At 66.7% G+C, this 2,655-nt stretch carries 3 protein-coding genes; 1 reads left to right on the top strand and 2 read right to left on the bottom strand.

Features of this window, described 5'->3' with window-relative positions:
- Both VHK87_RS09865 and VHK87_RS09870 read right to left on the bottom strand, forming a co-directional pair.
- Positions 1–288 (bottom strand): SPFH domain-containing protein (locus VHK87_RS09865; protein WP_329634724.1); only part of this gene is annotated, 288 nt, incomplete at its 3' end.
- 66 nt (positions 289–354) lie between these two features.
- Positions 355–1,797: a nodulation protein NfeD gene (locus VHK87_RS09870; RefSeq protein ID WP_329634725.1), complete on the bottom strand. Its 1,443-nt coding sequence runs from the start codon at positions 1,795–1,797 to the stop codon at positions 355–357.
- Positions 1,798–2,028: 231 nt separating this feature from the next.
- Here VHK87_RS09870 and VHK87_RS09875 point away from each other — a divergent pair.
- Positions 2,029–2,655, top strand: a 627-nt coding sequence (locus tag VHK87_RS09875; RefSeq protein WP_329634726.1) for an ATP-binding protein, incomplete at its 3' end; no start/stop codon positions are given.

The following is a 2,655-nucleotide window of genomic DNA, read 5'->3' on the forward strand; positions in this document are numbered from 1 at the left end:
GACGACCCGGAAATAGACTACCGCCGAGACCTTCACCGAGACGTTGTCGCGGGAGATGACGTCCTGGCTCGGCACGTCCAGCACGATGGTCCGCAGGGAGACCTTCACCATCTGCTGCACGATGGGGATCAGGATGATCAGCCCCGGCCCCTTCACCCCGGTGAACCGGCCCAGCGTGAAGATCACGCCCCGCTCGTATTCCCGCAGGATCTTGATCGCCTGGGCCAGCACGAACAGCACCGCCAGGCCGACGACGATCCAGACCCCGAGGTCGATGTAGAGCTGCATTCGCTCGCCCTTTCTAATCCGCTCATCCCGGCGAAAGCCGGGATCCATACTGAGCCGGCCAGACCCTCAGGCTTTCCCGGCGGAAACCCCGTCTGGATCCCGGCTTTCGCCGGGATGAGCGGTCGTGGGGGAATCGGCCTCCACCACCACGGTCAGCCCGTCCCGCGCCGTGACCTTCGCCGTCTGGCCGGGCGCCAGCGGGCGGGCGGACCTGGCCCGCCAGCTTTCGCCCTCCAGCCGCACGAAGCCCTCCTCGCCCGCCCAGCTCAGCACCGGCCCGGAGGCGCCCACCAGGTTCCCCACCGCCGCCGGCCGGCGTCGGTTCCTCACCGCCGCGGCGACCACGATGCTGAAGTAGGCCAGCGAGGCGGCCGCCACGACGCCGACCAGCACGGGCGAGATCTGCATCTCCGGGACCGGGCCCTTGAAGAGGATCAGGCTGCCGAGTGCGAGCGCCACCGTGCCGCCGACGCCGAGCGCCCCGACGCCCGGCGCAAACGCCTCGCCGGCCAGAAGGCCGATCCCCAGCACGATCAGCGCCAGCCCGGCGTAGTTCACCGGCAGCAGGTTTAGCGAGAACAGCGAAACGATCAGCGACACCGCGCCGATCAAGCCCGGCAGGTAGCTCCCCGGGCTCATGAACTCGAAGATCAGGCCGTAGACGCCGACCAGCAGCAGCAGGTAGGCGATGTTCGGGTCGGCGATCGCCGCCAGCAGGGCGTTGCGCCAGTCGGGCGGGCGCTCCACCACCTGCGCGCCCGCCAGCGCCAGCACGTGCGGCTTGCCCGCCAGCTGCACCGTCCGCCCGTCGGCCGCCGCGATCAGGCCAGGCAGGTCCGCCGCCAGCACCTCGATGACCTTGCGCTCCAGCGCCTGGCCGGAGGTGAGCGTCGCCGCCTGCCGCACCGCCGCCTCCGCGAACGCGGCGTCGCGCCCCTGCAGGGCGGCGAGGCTGGCGAGGTAGGCGGCCGCGTCGTTGACCACCTTGGCGGTCATGGCGTCGGTCGGCGCCTTCTCAGCCGTCTCCTTCGCCTTCTCCTCAGGGCTGTCCGCCCCGCCGTCGCCGCCGGGCAGCGGCGAGGCCCCCCCGCCCATGGAGACCGGAGTCGCCGCGCCTAAGTGCGTCCCCGGCGCCATCGCCGCCAGGTGGCTGGCATAGAGGATGTAGGTCCCCGCGCTCGCCGCCCGCGCCCCCGCCGGCGCGACGAAGGTCGCCACGGGCGTCGGCGAGGCCAGGATCTCCGCGATGATGACCCGCGTGGCGCTGTCCAGCCCGCCCGGCGTGTCCATCCGGATCACCAGCAGGCGGGCGTTGCGCGCCTTGGCCTCGGCGAGGCCGTCCCGGATGTATTCCGTCGTGGCGGGGCCGATGGCGCCGTCGATGTCGAGGACCAGCACTGGCCCCGGCCGGTCGGGCGCTTGCGCCTGAACCCCGGCCGCACTCCAGAGCGTCGCCGCCGCCAGGACGGCGAACCACCACGCCAGCATCGGCCCACGCTGCGCGCCCACCGGGTGCTCCTTCGGGGAGAGCTTAGCACAGGTTCCTATCGCGAGAGACGATCCCGCCTCCCACGTCCAGCTCGTTCTAGTGCAGGCGGCGGTCGCAGATGGTACTTAGGATGTGCCTGTATGCGTGGAGGGTGGCCCCGATCCACCTTAAGTTACTGAACGAGAATCAGTCTGAGCCAGCTGAGTGCCCTTGGCTAAGCGGCTGCGGCACGTCTCATCGCGAGGGCCAACATGGACATCCATCAATCTGACATAGACGAGCTGAAGCAGCGTGTAGCAAAGCGAAATTACCGAAAATATCTCGTCGAAATGAAGCTCTCGCGCGTTCGAGCGCTCACTGACCAGACGATCAGGTTCGACTTTCCGGTGACCGCGCTGATCGGTACCAACGGGGGCGGAAAGTCAACGGTTTTGGGAGCCGCGGCAATTGCTTACAAGTCGGTCAAGCCGGGAGAGTTCTTTCCAAAGGCGAACGTTGGCGACACTTCCATGGCGAACTGGCGGATTGACTACTCTATCATCGATAGAGATGGCAGTGGAGTGGCATCTAGAAACGCGAGATTCGTAGCAGCGAAGTGGCGGCGAGAAGAGTTGCTTGATCGGGATGTTGCCTATTTTCCGATCAAACGCACCGTTCCAGCCGGTGAACAACCGAGATACAAGCGCTTTATCGGCATTTACGAGCTAGCAAATCCAGACATTCAACCCCTGCCCAGCCCAGTCGCAACCGCGGCCGGTCGCATACTTGGGAGAGATCTCGGGAAGTATCGCATCGCTAGAATCCACAAGCTGGATACCGATTATATTTTGCTGGGAGAAAGAAAGAGCGACGACTATTCCCAATTTCACTTTGGGGCT

The organism is Phenylobacterium sp. (genome assembly GCF_036263695.1).
Lineage (GTDB): Bacteria > Pseudomonadota > Alphaproteobacteria > Caulobacterales > Caulobacteraceae > Phenylobacterium.